This window comes from Candidatus Leptofilum sp. (assembly GCF_965223285.1).
Lineage (GTDB): Bacteria > Chloroflexota > Anaerolineae > Promineifilales > Promineifilaceae > Leptofilum.
This window is the reverse complement of record NZ_OZ244997.1, coordinates 1255227-1270893: the sequence shown is the minus strand read 5'-3', so window position 1 is coordinate 1270893 and position 15667 is coordinate 1255227. Positions and strand designations below refer to the sequence as shown.

16 protein-coding genes are annotated in these 15667 nt (G+C 52.4%); 12 read left to right on the top strand and 4 right to left on the bottom strand.

Annotated elements, in window-relative coordinates; all coding sequences use genetic code 11:
* Positions 1 to 6: 6 nt before the first annotated feature.
* On the top strand, positions 7 to 666 hold the full coding sequence (locus tag ACOQPU_RS06020; RefSeq protein WP_420644220.1) for a dienelactone hydrolase family protein: 660 nt from the start codon (positions 7 to 9) through the stop codon (positions 664 to 666).
* On the opposite strand, the gene ACOQPU_RS06015 is transcribed toward ACOQPU_RS06020, so the two are convergent.
* A complete protein-coding gene (locus tag ACOQPU_RS06015; protein WP_420644219.1) occupies positions 640 to 1914 on the bottom strand; it encodes an alpha/beta fold hydrolase in 1275 nt (424 codons plus the stop codon). The two genes, ACOQPU_RS06020 and ACOQPU_RS06015, sit on opposite strands and share 27 nt — an antisense overlap.
* A gap of 111 nt (positions 1915 to 2025) precedes the next feature.
* Here ACOQPU_RS06015 and ACOQPU_RS06010 point away from each other — a divergent pair, with 111 nt between their 5' ends.
* Positions 2026 to 2385, top strand: coding sequence for a cupin domain-containing protein (locus ACOQPU_RS06010; protein WP_420644218.1), 360 nt, complete (start codon positions 2026 to 2028; stop codon positions 2383 to 2385).
* 66 nt (positions 2386 to 2451) lie between these two features.
* Here ACOQPU_RS06010 and ACOQPU_RS06005 read toward each other — a convergent pair whose 3' ends face one another.
* Positions 2452 to 2775 (bottom strand): transcriptional regulator, encoded by a 324-nt coding sequence (locus ACOQPU_RS06005; RefSeq protein ID WP_420644217.1) that lies wholly within the window; start codon positions 2773 to 2775, stop codon positions 2452 to 2454.
* Positions 2772 to 3392 (bottom strand): hypothetical protein, encoded by a 621-nt coding sequence (locus tag ACOQPU_RS06000; RefSeq protein WP_420644216.1) that lies wholly within the window; start codon positions 3390 to 3392, stop codon positions 2772 to 2774. The genes ACOQPU_RS06005 and ACOQPU_RS06000 overlap by 4 nt, the downstream gene beginning before the upstream one ends.
* 250 nt (positions 3393 to 3642) lie before the next feature.
* On the opposite strand from ACOQPU_RS06000, the gene uvrA reads away from it, so the two are divergent.
* The 9 genes from uvrA to ACOQPU_RS05955 all read left to right on the top strand — a co-directional run bounded on the left by uvrA (position 3643) and on the right by ACOQPU_RS05955 (position 11319).
* On the top strand, positions 3643 to 6615 hold the full coding sequence (uvrA, locus tag ACOQPU_RS05995; protein WP_420644215.1) for an excinuclease ABC subunit UvrA: 2973 nt from the start codon (positions 3643 to 3645) through the stop codon (positions 6613 to 6615).
* Between the two features lie 164 nt (positions 6616 to 6779).
* Positions 6780 to 7001 (top strand): DUF433 domain-containing protein, encoded by a 222-nt coding sequence (locus ACOQPU_RS05990; RefSeq protein ID WP_420644214.1) that lies wholly within the window; start codon positions 6780 to 6782, stop codon positions 6999 to 7001.
* A 31-nt stretch (positions 7002 to 7032) separates the two neighbouring features.
* Positions 7033 to 7677: a hypothetical protein gene (locus tag ACOQPU_RS05985; protein ID WP_420644213.1), complete on the top strand. Its 645-nt coding sequence runs from the start codon at positions 7033 to 7035 to the stop codon at positions 7675 to 7677.
* Positions 7678 to 7698: 21 nt separating this feature from the next.
* Positions 7699 to 8205 (top strand): DinB family protein, encoded by a 507-nt coding sequence (locus tag ACOQPU_RS05980; protein WP_420644212.1) that lies wholly within the window; start codon positions 7699 to 7701, stop codon positions 8203 to 8205.
* A gap of 9 nt (positions 8206 to 8214) precedes the next feature.
* Positions 8215 to 8448, top strand: a complete 234-nt coding sequence (locus tag ACOQPU_RS05975) for a hypothetical protein (RefSeq protein WP_420644211.1) — start codon at positions 8215 to 8217, stop codon at positions 8446 to 8448.
* Between the two features lie 50 nt (positions 8449 to 8498).
* On the top strand, positions 8499 to 8891 hold the full coding sequence (locus tag ACOQPU_RS05970) for a DUF3224 domain-containing protein (protein WP_420644210.1): 393 nt from the start codon (positions 8499 to 8501) through the stop codon (positions 8889 to 8891).
* 101 nt (positions 8892 to 8992) lie between these two features.
* Entirely contained in the window at positions 8993 to 9436 is a 444-nt protein-coding gene (locus tag ACOQPU_RS05965; RefSeq protein WP_420644209.1) for a nitroreductase family deazaflavin-dependent oxidoreductase, read from the top strand.
* A gap of 99 nt (positions 9437 to 9535) precedes the next feature.
* Positions 9536 to 9796, top strand: coding sequence for a sensor histidine kinase (locus ACOQPU_RS05960; RefSeq protein ID WP_420644208.1), 261 nt, complete (start codon positions 9536 to 9538; stop codon positions 9794 to 9796).
* Between the two features lie 191 nt (positions 9797 to 9987).
* Positions 9988 to 11319, top strand: a complete 1332-nt coding sequence (locus ACOQPU_RS05955) for a cyclic 2,3-diphosphoglycerate synthase (protein ID WP_420644207.1) — start codon at positions 9988 to 9990, stop codon at positions 11317 to 11319.
* Between the two features lie 152 nt (positions 11320 to 11471).
* On the opposite strand, the gene ACOQPU_RS05950 is transcribed toward ACOQPU_RS05955, so the two are convergent.
* Positions 11472 to 14213, bottom strand: coding sequence for a S8 family serine peptidase (locus ACOQPU_RS05950; protein ID WP_420644206.1), 2742 nt, complete (start codon positions 14211 to 14213; stop codon positions 11472 to 11474).
* 373 nt (positions 14214 to 14586) lie between these two features.
* On the opposite strand from ACOQPU_RS05950, the gene ACOQPU_RS05945 reads away from it, so the two are divergent.
* Positions 14587 to 15645 carry a M42 family metallopeptidase gene (locus tag ACOQPU_RS05945; RefSeq protein WP_420644205.1) on the top strand — a complete coding sequence of 353 codons (1059 nt, stop codon included), beginning with the start codon at positions 14587 to 14589 and terminating at the stop codon, positions 15643 to 15645.
* Positions 15646 to 15667: the final 22 nt, after the last annotated feature.

Genomic DNA, 15667 nt, shown 5'->3' with positions numbered 1-15667 from the left:
GAAAGCATGAAAATAGAAGCCAAAAACGTAGAGGCAAACGCTTATCTCGCACTGCCAAACGAGCAGCCCGCGCCTGGTGTGCTGGTGCTGCATCCCTGGTGGGGTCTCAATAAAGATATTGAAGGCGTTTGTGACCGTCTGGCAGAAGCTGGTTTTGTGGCGATGGCACCTGATCTGTACGACGGCTGTATTGCCACCACGATCAACGAAGCCGAAAAATACAGCGAAGCGATGAATGAAGATATCGCCAAAGCGGTGGTCAAGGCCGCACTAAATGAACTGCTGGCGCACGAAGCCTGTCGCGGCGGCAAGGTCGGGGTCATTGGCTTCTCGCTGGGAGCCAGCTTTGCCGTGCAGATTACCCACGACCAATCTGAGCGAGTGGCTTCTGTGGTGCTTTTTTATGGCCTTGGTTGGGCGGAGCAAACCAAGACACAAGCCAGCTATCTAGGTCACTTTGCAGAAAATGATCCCTATGAAGATGATGCGTATCGGGAGCATTTTGAGCAAAAGTTGAAGGACAACGGCCGTCCTGTCACCTTTCACATCTACCCTGGCACAGGCCATTGGTTCTTTGAGCGGTCTCGCCCCGATGCCTACGATAAAGCTGCCGCTGAACTAGCCTGGGAGCGTACGCTGTCATTCCTTAGCCAAACGCTGAGATGAAAGAGCCTGATGCATAAATTCGAGGGTAACGGCCGTAATATCATCCAGCTCATCTTCCAGCAAAATAACATGGGCCGACTGTTCTAGCCAAATCTGCTTGGCTTTTTCGGACAAGACACCTTCCAGAATAATCTCGCCCACATCTTCAGCAACTGTTTTGTCGTTACGCCCCTGCATCACCAGCACGGGTTGATTGATTTGCGCCAGTTGGCGGCGCACTTCCCGACCCAAACGCACCAGTTCCATTACCGCCCGCAGCGGATTAACTTTGTATCCTTGCCAATTGGCATTGCTGCCCACATTTTCCTTGGGCAACGAATGTACTAACGGAGCAGCCACATACAGCCGAACCATGTTATGCATGGGGATAGCCAGCTTAATTGCCGGCGCGTAGCATAAAACACCAGTAATTTCCTCATGCCTTGCCGCCAGCAGCAAGGCCAATGCACCCCCGGTCGATTCACCGCCAACAAACACATGGTCACACACTGTTGCCAGATGTTGGTACGCTTTTTCAGCCGACCAGGCCCAGTCGTGCCAGGTTGTTTCGTTCAAATCTTCTGGCTGTGTGCCGTGTCCCGGCAACAGCGGGGCTGAGATGGTGTAGCCCTTTGCGTGGAGCTTCTCGGCCAGCAAGCGGACCTCGGCTGTAGTCGCCGTCAGGCCGTGCAGCAACAGCACTCCAACCTCGTTGCCCGGCCAAAAGAAGGTGTTGCCTTCAAGATGTGGGTTTTGGATGGGGCCATCTTGCCCCAAGTGCATCTCCACCACGTTCAGGTTTTCCTCGGCGGTTGGCGGTTGATAAATGGTCAGGAAACGATCCAGATCGTCAACTGACAGCCAATGTGCGCCACGCGGCAGATCGTTGTTTCGTGCTTCAATCCGCTGGCGAATGACGACTGGCGGGATGTTGAGATAGTAGAGGGTGTAATTGGCACCAAGCTCGTTAACGCGGCTAATCCACTTTTGGCGTCGCTCTGGATTCCACAGACTCCAATCCAAAATGACATCGACGCCTTGTTGCAGGATTGCCACGGCCGTTTGCCAAAACATCTCCTTCAACTTGGCAATCATCACCCCGTATTCCTCATCGTCAATCGTCAGGTCGGTGATGGCAATCATCCATTCATCCAGCGTGAAGCGCACGGCATTGTGGGATTGCTCCAATTCCTTTGCCAACGCTGTCTTACCCGATGTAGGCAAGCCACAAAAGAGATGAACCGTTGCCTCAATTTTTTCCTGCGCCATTTTGTCAATCCTTGCTAAACTTGAAAGTAAAGAGTGTAGGTATAAACCAGGAAAATTTAATTGTCAAAATCTTGACGGGAGAAAATAGATACAAAGGAACGAAGAAAAATTATGGAAAAAGTAAATCTGGCTCAGAAATTGTCGCTGTTCAACGACCATTGGCATCCGCGCATTGTAGGTGAGCTAAATGAATCATATGTGAAATTGGTGAAGGTGAAAGGCGAGTTTGTCTGGCATTACCATGATGACGAGGATGAGCTGTTTTTGGTGTTGAACGGCCGTCTGCAAATGCAGTTCCGCGACAGAAACGTCTGGCTGGAAGCCGGGGAGTTCATCATCGTGCCGCGCGGCGTGGAGCACCGCCCCGTCGCGCCAGAAGAAGTGCATCTGCTCCTGCTAGAACCCAAGACTACGCTAAACACTGGCAATATAACTGATTCGGAGAAAACGGCCGTTGCTGAGTGGATTTAGTCGGTCACCAGCAAAATTCTTGTATAGGAAACAAGATAATCTGCTGATAAAGTTCCTTTAGCAAATCTACTCCGGCTCCCAGGCTTGGGCACCGTTTCGCAAATTGTCTAGCTGCTGCCAATGTTGCGTGATGGCGATACGGCCGTTTTCCGTCAACGACACCACTGTATTCGGCTTTTTGCCAACAAACTGCTTCACAATGTCCACTAATTCTGCCTCTTCCAACTTGGAAAGATGGCTAGATAAGTTGCCCTTTGATAGCCCCGTCAGGCGGCCCAGAAAAAGAAAGTCAGCACTTTCGCAGGCCGATAAAGCTGTCAGAATAGCCAACCGTGCCGGTTCATGAATTAACTTATCTAGCGCTGCCAGTTCCTCAAATATTTGGCTCATCGTTGCTCATCCTTGTAGGAACGGCCATCCAAAGCACGCACCAGATGCCAATGGTCCATCAAGCCACCAAAGAGCCAAAGCAACCCAAAAATCGCCACACCAGCTGCACTAAACGGACTCCAAAAACCAAGCTGCTCAACGGATAATAAATTTGTCAGCGGTAATAAACTTAACACCACCATCACTATTGCTATCATCAAAAAATGTATCCGAAACCTATCGGTCAATATAAAGGTGGTGAAAGACAAAATAGCAATAAACAGGCCTGTTGCGCTAATTGACCAGCCCCACAGTTGCTCCAGTCTTCCTATCAAAAAGATGCCGCCCACCACAAGGAACCCAATGACAATTTCTTTACTCCGGGAACTCTTCAGTTTCTTTACCCTGCCAAAAGACCGCTCATAATATTTTTCGATTCGCCATGAAGCAAAAACGGTAATTCCTATCAACAGAAAAGCAGAAATCGGATGCCATTTATCAATCCAGGGCCACCAGCCTGCCCGCCAAGCGGCGATGCACAAAAACAAAATACCGAATGGCACCTGGCGCAATCCCTGCAAATATTCAAAATTTCTTGTTATACGCTGAATCTGTTTTAGATCGGTCACATTGGTCATGATTCTACTCTCCATTTTGAAGAAAAATCAGTTTGTATTGCAAACTCATTTCAAGTATAAACCATGTTTTGTTTTTGTCAACAACTAGTTTGTAGCGCAAACCGAAATAATTACTTCTCTGATACTTTTTCCTGACAAAAGATGTCAGGAATGTTGCCCTAAAGTGTAAATGGTAGCGGCCGTTTCCCAACCATGCTACAATCTCACCACAATAACAGAACAAATGTTCACGAATTCTTCACGAGGTTTTATGGAACCGCAAAACATCGTTGTGCGCGGCGCACAGCAGCACAATTTGAAGCATATTGATGTCACTATCCCCCGCAATCAGCTCGTTGTCCTCACCGGCGTGAGCGGCAGCGGCAAATCGTCGTTGGCCTTTGACACGATTTATGCCGAAGGGCAGCGGCGCTACGTCGAGAGCCTTTCGTCTTACGCCCGACAGTTTTTGGGCAACATGGAAAAGCCCAAAATTGATGCCATCACAGGACTAAGTCCTGCCATTGCCATTGAGCAAAAAGCGGTGAGCAAGAATCCTCGCTCCACGGTGGGCACAGTGACCGAGGTGATGGATTATTTGCGGGTGCTATACGCCCGGGTGGGGACGCCGCACTGCCCTGATTGTGGAACGGCCGTTACCCCCCAAACCCCTCAACAAATCGCCCACCAGCTAGCCGCCCTGCCGCCCGGCACGCGCTTCCAGCTACTCGCCCCCATCGCCCGCAACCGCAAAGGCACCCACGCCGATGCCCTCAAGCAGGCCCGGCAAGATGGCTTCGTCCGTGCCCGGGTCGATGGCGAACTGGTTGATCTGGCAGGCAAGCTGCCCAAACTGAGCAAAAAGCACAAACACAACATCGAACTGATCATTGATCGGCTTATCGTGCCAGAAACGGCCGATGAGGGCTTTATGCCGCGATTAGTTGATTCAGTGGAAACAACCTTACGCGCCAGCGAAGGTTTACTGGTCGCTGACTTGGCTGACGAGCAAATAACCCTTAGTGAACACAACGCCTGCACCAGCTGCGGCTTTAGCTTCCCCGAACTGTCGCCGCAGTTGTTCAGCTTTAATTCGCCGCTGGGGATGTGTCCCGACTGCAACGGCATCGGCACCCAAATGCGCGTAGATCCTGACCTCATCATTGAGGATGAAACGCTCTCTATCATGGATGGCGCACTGCGCTGGTATGGCAACGTCCGCAAGAAGAAAAACAAGTGGCGCACCGCCCAGCTCAAAGCCATTGCCGAGCATTTCAGCATTGATCTAGACACGCCCTGGCAGGATTTACCCAAATCATTCCGCCACAAGATGCTGTATGGCTCCGGCGATGAGATTATCCATTTTAAGTATTCCAGCGAAAACGAAGATACGTCGTGGTCTGGCGAAGCGAAACGGCCGCTTAAAGGGATCGTCTTCCACGTCAATCGGCTGTTCCACCAAACCAGCTCCGAATACACCCGCCGCTGGTACGCCAGCTTCATGAATCAGCTTCCCTGCGACACCTGCAAAGGCAGCCGCCTGCGCCCCGAAGCCCGCGCCGTCACCGTCGGCGGCAAAACACTCACCGAAGTGGGCACATTGGCAATTGATGAGGCGTTTGCGTGGGTGATTGGTCTTAGTAATCAGTCATCGGTAAACGGTAATCAGTATTCGGTTAACGGTAAAGATGGCCACCAGCAACTAGCAACTAGCCACCAGCAACTAAACGAAGAACAATTTGAAATCGCTGAAGAAGTCCTCAAAGAAATCCGTGACCGGCTACAATTTATGCTGAACGTGGGGCTGCATTACCTGACGCTGGATCGCTCTGCGCCCAGCTTGTCCGGCGGCGAGGGGCAGCGCATTCGGCTGGCTAGCCAGATTGGCTGCGGGCTGGTGGGGGTGCTGTACATCCTCGATGAGCCATCGATTGGGCTGCACGCCCGCGACAATCGTGCTTTGCTAGACACGCTGCACCAGCTGCGCGACATGGGCAACACTGTCCTCGTCGTGGAGCATGATGAAGAAACGATGCGCGAATCGGACTGGCTGATTGATTTGGGGCCGGGCGCAGGCGTGAAGGGGGGCGAGATTATCGTTGCTGGCTCGCCAGACACCGTTGCTAACCATCCAGAGTCGCTGACCGGGCGGTATTTGTCGGGCAAAGAGATGATTGTGGCGCCAAACGGCCGTTCCCGACGCAATCCCAAACTCGGCACTCTAAAATTAGAGGGAGCCAGGCTGCACAATCTGCAAAACGTCACCGCCAAATTCCCGCTGGGCACGATGGTTTGCGTGACGGGCGTGAGCGGCAGCGGCAAAAGCAGCCTGGTCGCCGAAACGCTGCATCCAGCCCTAGCCCGCGCCTTGCACCAATCCCAGGCCACCCCAGGCCCCCACCGCGCCGTCAAGGGCATCGAACATTTAGACAAGGTGATCAACATCACCCAAGACCCCATTGGCCGCACGCCGCGCTCTAACCCGGCCACCTACGTCAAGCTGTTCGACCAAATTCGCAAGGTCTTTGCCCAAACCAACGAGGCGAAGGCGCGGGGCTACAAACCGGGGCGGTTTAGCTTTAATGTGAAAGGGGGGCGGTGTGAGGCCTGTTCGGGATACGGCCGTCGCAAGGTCGAAATGCACTTCTTGGCCGACGTCTGGGTGCTGTGCCGCGAATGCAGCGGCCAACGCTTCAACCGGGAAACGCTGGCCGTCACCTACAAAGACAAAACCATCGCCGACGTGCTGGACATGGACGTGCAGGAGGCTTTGGAATTCTTCGCCAACCATCCCAAAATCCACCGCAGCCTGCAAACGCTGCACGACGTGGGTCTGGATTACGTGAAGCTGGGGCAAAGCGCCCTCACCCTCAGTGGCGGCGAGGCGCAGCGCATTAAGCTCTCTAAAGAACTGAGCCGCGTGGCAACGGGGCGCACCGTCTACATTTTGGATGAACCGACCACCGGCCTGCACTTTGCCGACGTGCAAAAGCTGCTAGACGTGCTGCACCGCCTGGTAGATGCGGGCAACACGGTGATTGTGATTGAGCATAATTTGGACGTGATAAAAACGGCCGATTGGATCATCGACCTCGGCCCGGAAGGCGGCGACGGCGGTGGGCAAATCATCGGCATGGGCACGCCGGAGCAAATTGCCGCCATTGAAAAAAGCTACACCGGGCAATTTTTGCGGGAGATGTTGGGGGTGGAAACGGCCGTAGCCCAAACGATAGCTGAATCGTAACTACTCAAGTTCCCGACAAGACATGCGATTTCTTTCACGATGACGCACTTGTCAACTCGACTGCAAGAAATCGCATGTCTGCATAGTTACGCTGAACCGACGATTACAGAGTTGCCAACTTATGGTATCCTGTACGCATTCTAGTGGGAAAGGATATGAAGATTATGCACGAACGAATTGAATTAAATCCACTGGTTTGTCATGGCAAGCCAGTCATCAAAGGCACAAGGGTCATGGTTTCAACCATCTTGGGTGCTTTGGCCGCCGGAGATACGGCTGAAATGATTCTGGAAGATTACCCCAATATCAAGCGTGAAGATATTCACGCCGCCCTCGCCTTTGCCAGCGAATTGAGCCAGTTTGAAGACATTGTGCTTTACTATTAATGCCAGCCTACTCAAAAACGCCCAGAAGGCAGTGTCCAAACGACGGAATATATTTTGGGTGGTTGGGGGTGCGGGCAGCGGCAAAACAACTATTTGCCAAAGACTCTCTCAACGATTTAATTTGCCACTCTACGACATGGATGCCCATATTTACGGAACGTATCACGGCCGTTTCAGCCAAACACGTCATCCCGTCAATAAATCATGGGTAGCTGCACCAAACGGATTAGCCTGGTTGCTCAATAAAACCTGGGATGAATTCAACAACTTTAACCAAGCTGCTCTAGTAGAATATCTTGACCTGCTGGTTGAAGATGTAGAAAAGATGGAATCTGATGCCACTCTGCTGATCGATGGCGGCGTCTGCAACCCAGCCATCCTTGCTCAAGTATTGCCACCGAAACAGATTGTTTGTCTAGCCAGGCCAGGGCTTACCAGCCGTGAAATTTGGAACGAAAATGAGGAACGGCGCGGCATGAGAGCAATGATCGATCAACTGCCTAGGCCCGAAACAGCATGGCAAACATTCATTGAGTTCGATGCGCGGATCACCCAAACCATCTTGCAAGAATGTCTAGAAAACAACATTAGAATTTGCACGAGAACTGAAAGTGACACCGTAGCCCAATTCACTCAACAAGTTGCCGATGCGCTACAAATTAATGTTCATTTTTGATTTAGGAGAACCGGAAAAACTATGACCTGGAAAGAAATCATTTGGAATCAATTCGGGGCGGCCATTGATATGCTGGACAATGCCATACAGGCTTGCCCCGACGAACTCTGGCAGGAGCCGCTCTATCATGAACAGGGGATAGACCCTGGATTTGCCGAGTTTTGGAATATTGCCTATCATGCGCTTTTCTGGCTCGATTTTTATCTGTCTGAAACGGCCGTAAACTTTGCCCCACCCGCCCCTTTCACCTTATCAGAGTTTGAAGCAGGGTTGTTGCCTGAACGGGTGTACACCAAGGATGAGCTGAGAGCGTATTTGGTGTACGGCCGTTCCAAATGCCAGACCACACTCGCAAATTTAACAGACCCAACCACGCCGCAGCGCGTTCGCCTCAATTGGCGCATAAAAAGCGTTGCCGAACTGCACATTTACAACCTGCGCCATGTGCAGGAACACGCGGCACAGTTGAGCCTCTTTCTGGGGCAGAAAGTGGGTTCGGCCCCGGGCTGGGTGGGTAAGGCAAGGTAGGAGTTTGAGATGGCAAATGTAGACAAGCGAGGCATTCTTGATGATGAAGTCTTCACCTACCGTGAAGGTAAAGACGGCAAAGTTTTTATTCAATGGCAGGGCAAGCAGGTTAAGATTTTGAAAGGCAAACAGGCGCAAAAGTTTTTGGTCAGAATCGCGGGGCTGCCCCACAAGGAAGCACAATTAGTCATGGCGAAAGCCACGGGCAATTTCAAACGCGGCAACGAAAGGCAAAACAAATGAGTTCAGTCCGGTGACCATTTGGAGCCAAAACCACTTAAATTGGAGAAAATATGCAAGCAACAGGTGAATTTGAAGTCAATCTACAGCCGCTCGAGGCCTACGCTCCAGGCAGTGACGGCGTATCGCTTGGTCGCATGTCGATAAACAAAACGTTTCAGGGCGACCTTGCTGCCATCAGCATAGGCGAAATGCTTACGGCGATGACGGCCGTTGAAGGTGCGGCCGGCTACGTAGCCATCGAGCAGGTAAGCGGCACGCTGCGCGGCAAGCGCGGCACGTTTGTCCTGCAACACTTTGGCATCATGAACGCCAGGGAAAGCCGCCTCGTGCTGGAAGTCGTACCGGATTCGGGTACGGCCGAGTTAACAAATTTAGCTGGGAGAATGACAATCCACGTTGAACATGGTAAACACACTTACATATTTGAGTACGAATTGCCGTAGTCATTCGGAAATTGTCACTGACGGAGGCTTGCCATCCGCAACGATAATTGATTTGAGTTTTGAGTGTAAAATAAACGAAGTAGATAAGCGAAGCAGATTATATGAGCGATCCCAAAGACAGAAACAAAGAGATTATTGAAGAGTTCCGTGCCAATAGCGGGCAGGTCGGCGGCTTTTTCAGCGAAAGGCCACTGCTGCTGTTGCATACTACTGGTGCCAAGAGCGGCCTGCCTCGGCTTAACCCGCTTATTTACATGGCAGACGGGGATCGCTATATCATTATCGCCTCAAAAGGAGGCGCACCGACGCACCCCGACTGGTATTACAATTTAGTGGCCAATCCGCAGGTCAGCATAGAAGTTGGCACACAACTGGTAGAAGCCACCGCTGCGGTTGCTGAAGAGCCAGAACGAAGCCAACTGTATGAAAAAATGGCTGCCCAGCACACTTTCTTTGCCGAGTATGCCCGAAAAGTATCGCGTACCATTCCTGTCATCATTTTGACTCCAACTGCTGCTTCTAAAAACCCACTGCTCAAGCAGTAACGAACATAGGCACTAAGTAAGCGGGCAACTTTCGTTTCAGTTGCCCGCTTACTTGGGAAGAAAACGGCTGCACAGGGCACTGTCCACTATTGTTCGCTCATGGCTCGCTTTTGGATTAAAGATAATGGACCCGGAATCCCAGACGAATTCAGAGCCAACTTATTCCATGAGTTCAACCAGATACCCAAAACGGGCACCACTAACGATAGTCACGGCCTGGGTTTGGCCATCGTCAAGCGCATCATTGAAAAGCTAGGCGGTGAAGTTGGCTATGAAGCTAGCACCGAACGCGGCAGCATTTTCTACTTCACCCTGCCCACAAAACCACCAATTCCTGACAAACTTCACCGCAAGCCGTGACAATTGTTAGCAGCCAGTCTACCTAACCTAAGTACACTGGGTTTACCTGTTGGGCAACATAACTACCCGGCAGAATCCCACATTTCTAAGCAAACCGCACAAAATTTTCAAAGCAAGGCACTGTTTGTTCGGTGCGGTTTACCAAAGTAATCGGGCAAGATGCCGATTACATAAAACCTAGGAGGTTTTACATGCCAAACCAAAAACGCCAGCGCGTCTTGATTATGGGGGCCGCTGGCCGCGATTTTCATGATTTTAACACCGCCCTGCGTCACAATGACCAGGTTGAAGTGGTAGCCTTTACCGCCACACAAATTCCCAATATAGACGGCCGTCGCTATCCCCCCGAACTGTCCGGCCCACTTTACCCCGAAGGCATCCCCATCTACCCAGAAGACCAACTGGAAGACCTCATTCGTCAACACCAAATTGACGATGTTTACTTCTCCTATTCGGACGTCTCGCATGAGTACGTAATGCACCTGGCGTCTCGCGTCCTGGCGGCTGGAGCTGGCTTCCGGCTCATGAATCCCCGCCTCACGATGCTCAAATCGAGCAAGCCAATCGTATCCATTTGCGCGGTACGCACCGGCTGCGGCAAAAGCCAAACCTCACGCTACGTGCTAGAAGTTTTGCAAAAAGAGCTGGGCTTCAAAAACGTTGTCGCCGTTCGTCACCCCATGCCGTATGGCAATCTGGCAGCGCAAGCCGTTCAGCGTTTTGCCACCTATGAAGATATGGATCGGCACGACTGCACCATCGAAGAGCGGGAAGAGTATGAACCATACGTCGAGCGCGGCGCCGTCATATATGCGGGCGTTGATTACGAGGCGATTTTGCGCGAAGCGGAAAAAGAAGCAGACATCATCATCTGGGATGGCGGCAACAACGATTTGCCGTTTTATCTGTCTGATTTCCACATTGTGGTGACAGACCCGCACCGACCAGGGCATGAGCTGCGCTATCATCCCGGCGAGACCAACTTGCGATTGGCAGCGGCCGTTATCCTCAACAAGGTAGATACGGCCGATTTCCAAAACGTCCTCACCGTGCAAGATAACATCCGCAGCGTGAACCCAGATGCCACCGTTATTCAGGCAGCTTCCCCCATTTTTGTGGACGATCCAGCAGCGATTCGCGGCAAGCGCGTGCTGGTGGTAGAAGATGGCCCCACCCTCACCCATGGCGAGATGGCTTACGGCGCGGGCGTAGTCGCAGCCCAGAAGTTTGGTGCGGCCGAGATACTTGATCCACGGCCATTTGCCGTTCGATCCATCGCCGCTACCTACCAAAAATACCCTGGCACCGGCACCGTGTTACCTGCAATGGGCTACGGCGGCGACCAAATTGCTGATCTGGAAGAAACCATCAACCGCTCGGATGCAGAACTGGTTATCATCGCCACACCGATTGATTTGGGCAAGATTGTTAACATCAAGCTACCCAGCCAGCGCGTTCGGTACGAGTACCAAGGGATCGGCCAACCCGCATTGGCAGACTTACTCAAAGAGCGATTCGGCTAAACCAACCTGAACTGAAAACCAACAAAAAGCAGACCGGGTAAACGAACTCGGTCTGCTTTTTTTGCGATGGGTGAGCGTTTTAGCGACAGTGAATAATTGAATGAAGTGGCATTGGGGCAGCTAATCTTGGCTCGCCGTCTTTGTGCAGTTTGTTAACGAATGACCGTTGGAATGTACACGGCAAATCCTCCGGCCTGCACGACGATTTCTTGTGTTACAGGTGGAGGGCTACCAAATTCGTTGCTGCTAATAATCAACACATTCTCCAGAATCGTGCCTGGAGCCAAATCTTGAGAAACAGTCGTAGGGATAGTAACAATCACCTGTTCGCCAGGGCCAATGGTGAGTCCACTGGCAACCAACGGGGGATTGCTGCCAAAACTGCCAGAAACGGCCGTTCCCGTATCCACCACCACCTCCCCATTTAGCTGCATGCCATCTGCCATGAAGAAGTTAATAACGGTGTTAGTAGCCGTGATGGTTTCGTTGTTGGTCACGGTGATTTGGAAATTGACCGCATCACCTGGCTGTGGATTCGGGTTGTCACTTTGCTGTGACGCGGCCAAGCCGCGCGGCACGCAGGTCAAGCGGACGTCGTCGATGGCATACCCGTCGCCACCGCTGATGCTGCTGGCATTGAAGGAGAAGTTATCGTAAAAGCCAAATTTAATCTGGAACCGATCAGTCAGCGTGAGGCCATTGTTGGCAACGGCCGTTTCTAACGCAATTTGGCCCGCTTGAAAATTGTCATGGTTGCTGCCAACAAAATCGTACACCTTCACCCAGGCATCACCCGGCTGCTCCCGCACAAACACCCCGTCAAAATCAGCATGGTACTCGTCCCCCAGGTCATGCCAGTTGAAATCAAGCATTACTTCAGCTTGCCCAGTCAAATCGGCGGTGAGAATAAGAGCGGCTTCGGAATAGTCGCCTCCGGCAATGCTATCATCCAGCACGGCACTGTAGCTGCCGCTAGCGGCCAATCCATCTGACACCTGCACGCGGCCTTCAGCAGTAACGGCCGTTTCCCACGCTGCACTCAAATTACCAGACTCAAACCCATCGCTAAAGTCGCAGCCCACTACCTCGTTGATGTTGAGAACGGCCGTACCTTGCCGCGCTTCATCCATATCTGGCGAGTTGCCCGTGGCGGTAAAAATAATTTCCCCAGCCGATGCGCTGCTTTTTACTGTGAATACGGCCGTGCGCACCAACGATTGACCGGGGGAGAGCGTTTGCCCTGTTGTCCAGGTGATGGTTCCGTTGGAAACTGCCGCATCCCCACTCAGCGATCCGTTATCGAGTGATAAATCCGACGGCATGGGGGTGCTGACCGTCACATTGCTGGCCGCATCGCCCGTGTCGTTGCTGATTGTTAGGGTCAGCTCGACCTCATCTTGCGGTAGCAAATAGCTTTGCGAACCCGTCACGTCTACCGTGAGGCCAGTGACAAAGCCGTTGATGGCATTGTTCACGTTGATGCGTGGCATGTTGGTCACCGTGCCGCTGCTGCGATCATCATCCACCAACACCGCCCCCGCCTGAAACGCGGCCAGCGCATCATCCACCGAGGCACCCGGCATTGCCTGCTTGAGCAAGGCCCAGGCCCCTGTCACGTGCGGCGTCGCCATCGAGGTGCCGGATTTTGTACTGAGGCCATTGGGAACGGCCGCATAAATGTTCACACCGGGTGCTAGTAAATCTACAAACGGGGCAATATTGGAGAATGAAGCCACGTTATCGGCATTGTCAGTGGCTCCCACGCTGATGGCGGAGGAAATGCAGCCAGGGGCACTCATGCTGTCGCGGTAGCCATTGTTGCCGGTGGCAATAACGGTGGCAATGCCTGCGGCGCGTAAATTGTCAATGGCGGCTTTACGGCCGTCGCTATCGCAGGCGGCAAAATATTGCCCCCCACCCAGGCTCATGTTCACGCTGGCAATGTCGTATGTGTCGCGCAGCGCATAAACGCGCTCTAGCCCCAAAATCTGGTCGCTAGTGAAGGTCAGCATACAGTTAGAGTACCCCGCGCAATACGTGGTGTTATTGAACAAAGAAAACACCTGAATAGCAATAATGTTGGCATCTGGGGCTACACCCACAACGCTGCCGCCGTTATCCCCAGCGGCAATGCTGGCTACGTGGGTGCCGTGGCTGCAATCAGATTGGGCTTTGCTGTTGCTCGACCCCACTTCGGCCGTGCAATCAATCCCGGAGCCAGCGGCCGTTGATTCTTCCACACCGCCCGGACAAACTGTGGTTGCTCCATAGCCCTCGTTTGTGGTGGAGTAACATGCCTCGGACACAATGCGGCTGCCGCCTGTAGTAAAAGCAGCATGAGCGGTATCCACACCCGTGTCTAAAACGGCTACGGTTTGGCCTGCACCTGTGTAGCCACTGACCCATGCCAAATCGCCGCCAATCACCGGGACGCTTGTGCTAAGTGTGGGCGGTACGGGGATATCTTCTTCAATCGCTACTACCTGCGGCAAGCTGGCCAATGTTTCTAAAGCGGCCGCATCCAGTTCTAACGCCAAATACGGAATATACTGGTAAGCAGCTACAATATTGACGTCGCTATCGGCCAAGACATTTAGCACGCTTTGCTGTAAGCTGTCAATATCTAGCTGCTGTGTCTGCACAGCTTGGGCATCTTCTAAATCAGCTTCGGGCCGAAAGGGCAAATCGAGCTGCACAATGACGCGCACGCTGCCTGCCTCCTGCGCCTGAGCGGTAAGCTGTGCCAATTGAGGGTTGTTTTGGCTGATGGTGCTAGCTTGGGTGGGAACGACCGTTCCCCAACACCAAACCACCAGTGAACAAAAAAGCAGCCAAATCAAGTTGAAACGAACAAACGAGGGGGTTTTGCCAGAGTGATTTTTTGCCAACTTCACAATCATTCTCCACGCAACAGACAACCAGGCCCACCAAGCCCTGGGATGAAGCGATTATTATTTTTGAAAAAAGGGAAAGGCTCCCACCCTTCCAGATGTGGTAAATTGTGCTCCTGACAAATGGCCTATAAAGATAAGTAAGCCTTTTGCCAATCTGCTCACATCATATTCAGAAACTGAGCCAGAAGATATAGCGAATCCGTCATAGCACTGCTGTCCTGGCTCCAAACATTGTTAACAAACAAGCCATACTTTATAATCCGCAGAATTACAAACGTTCCATGCAGTCCCTTTGAAGCGTTTCAAGTAACTGGCATATGCGACGTCAAACTTTTTCGATACCAATGACAAATAACAAGGAGACACTGAGTCTATGCTGCCCACGGTAAATGTCGATGCGATGGTTGCGTTCCTAACCGAACTGCTCAATATACCCAGCCCAACTGGTGACACAGACCGGGCTATGCAGTGGCTCGAAGAAAAGTTCGCCACTACATTTGTCGATGCCCCGCTTACACAAAAACAAACGCCAAAAGGGTTGCTGGTAGCACATTGGCCTGGCAAACAGCAAAACGCACCGCGTGGCCTGACGGCGCATGTAGATACCTTGGGGGCAATGGTGCGGCAAATCAAGGAAAACGGCCGTCTCCGCATAACGCAATTGGGCAGCTGGGGCTGGACTTCTGTTGAGGGGGAAGGCGTCACCATTTTTGCCAGCAACGGCCAAACATACCGGGGCACTATCCTGCCGACAACCGCCTCTGTCCACGCCCACACCAGCAAAGAACGCAACGCCCCCCGTGACGACACCAACATGGAAGTACGCATTGATGCCCATACAACCTGCGAAGAAGAGACCCAAGCTCTGGGAATTCGCGTAGGCGATGTCATCGCTATTGATCCCCGCGTAGAGGTCAACGACAACGGGTTTATCCGCTCACGTCACCTAGACGACAAAGCCAGCATCGCCTGTATGTTTGGGGCAATGCTGGCTATGGCTGAAGCAGGACTACAGCCCGTTCAAGACAGCTACTTCCACATCAGTAATTATGAAGAGGTGGGGCACGGGGCTGCCACCGGCTTTCCATCCAATTTAGCTGACCTCATCTCCATTGATATGGCAGTCGTTGCCCCCAACCAAACCTCAGATGAGTATTCCGTGACCATTTGTGCCAAAGATTCGGCTGGCCCGTACCATATGCAGCTACGCCGCGAGCTGGAGGCTTTGGCCGAAGCTAATAAGCTGCGCTACACCACCGACATCTACCCGTTCTATGCATCCGATGGTGAAGCGTATTGGCGCGCAGGCGGTGATGTGCGCGTGGGGCTTGTAGGGCCAGGCGTAGATGCCTCTCATCATTACGAGCGCACGCACAGGGATGCCCTGGAAAATAGTGCCAAGCTGCTCTTGGCCTATTTGCTTTCTGAGTGATCTTTGCGCGCAAGACGGCATC

What these genes read in the sequence shown, in the direction of transcription:
- ACOQPU_RS05965 (WP_420644209.1), top strand. Translation starts at nt 8,993, where the DNA reads ATGAGCGATCCCAAAGACAGAAACAAAGAGATTATTGAAGAGTTCCGT.
- ACOQPU_RS05945 (WP_420644205.1), top strand. Translation starts at nt 14,587, where the DNA reads ATGCTGCCCACGGTAAATGTCGATGCGATGGTTGCGTTCCTAACCGAA.
- ACOQPU_RS06015 (WP_420644219.1), bottom strand. Translation starts at nt 1,914, where the DNA reads ATGGCGCAGGAAAAAATTGAGGCAACGGTTCATCTCTTTTGTGGCTTG.
- ACOQPU_RS05980 (WP_420644212.1), top strand. Translation starts at nt 7,699, where the DNA reads ATGACCTGGAAAGAAATCATTTGGAATCAATTCGGGGCGGCCATTGAT.
- ACOQPU_RS06005 (WP_420644217.1), bottom strand. Translation starts at nt 2,775, where the DNA reads ATGAGCCAAATATTTGAGGAACTGGCAGCGCTAGATAAGTTAATTCAT.
- uvrA (WP_420644215.1), top strand. Translation starts at nt 3,643, where the DNA reads ATGGAACCGCAAAACATCGTTGTGCGCGGCGCACAGCAGCACAATTTG.
- ACOQPU_RS05955 (WP_420644207.1), top strand. Translation starts at nt 9,988, where the DNA reads ATGCCAAACCAAAAACGCCAGCGCGTCTTGATTATGGGGGCCGCTGGC.
- ACOQPU_RS05975 (WP_420644211.1), top strand. Translation starts at nt 8,215, where the DNA reads ATGGCAAATGTAGACAAGCGAGGCATTCTTGATGATGAAGTCTTCACC.
- ACOQPU_RS06010 (WP_420644218.1), top strand. Translation starts at nt 2,026, where the DNA reads ATGGAAAAAGTAAATCTGGCTCAGAAATTGTCGCTGTTCAACGACCAT.
- ACOQPU_RS05960 (WP_420644208.1), top strand. Translation starts at nt 9,536, where the DNA reads ATGGCTCGCTTTTGGATTAAAGATAATGGACCCGGAATCCCAGACGAA.
- ACOQPU_RS05970 (WP_420644210.1), top strand. Translation starts at nt 8,499, where the DNA reads ATGCAAGCAACAGGTGAATTTGAAGTCAATCTACAGCCGCTCGAGGCC.
- ACOQPU_RS05990 (WP_420644214.1), top strand. Translation starts at nt 6,780, where the DNA reads ATGCACGAACGAATTGAATTAAATCCACTGGTTTGTCATGGCAAGCCA.
- ACOQPU_RS06020 (WP_420644220.1), top strand. Translation starts at nt 7, where the DNA reads ATGAAAATAGAAGCCAAAAACGTAGAGGCAAACGCTTATCTCGCACTG.
- ACOQPU_RS06000 (WP_420644216.1), bottom strand. Translation starts at nt 3,392, where the DNA reads ATGACCAATGTGACCGATCTAAAACAGATTCAGCGTATAACAAGAAAT.